At 50.4% G+C, this 819-nt stretch carries 1 protein-coding gene; it reads left to right on the top strand.

Annotation, left to right across the window (positions count from 1 at the left end; all coding sequences use genetic code 11):
* Positions 1 to 172: 172 nt before the first annotated feature.
* Positions 173 to 727, top strand: a complete 555-nt coding sequence (locus D588_RS26760) for a DUF4189 domain-containing protein (protein ID WP_081613574.1) — start codon at positions 173 to 175, stop codon at positions 725 to 727.
* The last annotated feature ends 92 nt before the right edge of the window (positions 728 to 819 follow it).

Below are 819 nucleotides of genomic sequence, written 5' to 3'. Positions count from 1 at the left end.
TCGTATGTGCCGCCGCAAGGTGGCAAAGATACGCCGCTCGGAAATGTTGACATGACAAGATCTTCAGCAGGGCGTTTACCGTCGGGGACAGCGCATGAAGGTAGTGGGGCGATGGGTAATGCCAGTCCAAATCGGAATAGCAACCGATTCACCTAAGCGATAAGAGACTCAGATGGTGCTCAACCGTTATCTTGCCTTCGCTACATTTTTCCTAGCAGGCGCTGCGTACGCAGAAAATGGCTGCCCGCCTGGTCAATTGCCAGCCCAAGCCAACGGTGCGATTACTTCATGTACACCAATTCCTCCTGGTTATTATCAACAGCAAGGCCAAACTCCTGCAGCTCCTCGACCTTCTGGGAGGTGGCTCAAAACGTGGGGCGCAATTGCGGTGGGCTCAATAGATACGACCACCAGCTACGGAGTTACCACTGGCAAGCTGTCGCAAGCAGAAGCAGAGGCGGATGCATTGAGGCGCTGCGCCTCTCATGGAGAAACTGACTGCAAGGTTGTCTTCCGGTATCGGAATCAGTGTGTCGCCATAGCAGAGCCTCAGATAGATGGGCGGCCATTAGATGATGCGCATGTTAAGTTTATTAGTGCTGCTTCTATTCCAGAGGCAAGTAGTCACGCAATAAGTGACTGCAAAGAAGCCAATAGAGGCTCTTCTGGAGATAAGTGCAAAATAATTTACACGGCCTGCACCGAACAGGTATTCGAAAAATTTTAAACTCGCACTTTCCGTCTATTGCTCAACCCATTCACGGAGCGGGATTTTCTAGCGCACAGTTTGCATCGAGGTGATATATGGATATTAAATTC

This window comes from Xanthomonas sp. SHU 308 (assembly GCF_000364645.1).
GTDB lineage: Bacteria > Pseudomonadota > Gammaproteobacteria > Xanthomonadales > Xanthomonadaceae > Xanthomonas_A > Xanthomonas_A sontii.
Note: the sequence above shows the minus strand (reverse complement) of the source record. Positions and strands in the feature narration are given on the sequence as shown.

Excerpts from the sequence above, each read along its gene's own strand:
- D588_RS26760 (WP_081613574.1), top strand. The coding sequence starts at position 173 with ATGGTGCTCAACCGTTATCTTGCCTTCGCTACATTTTTCCTAGCAGGC.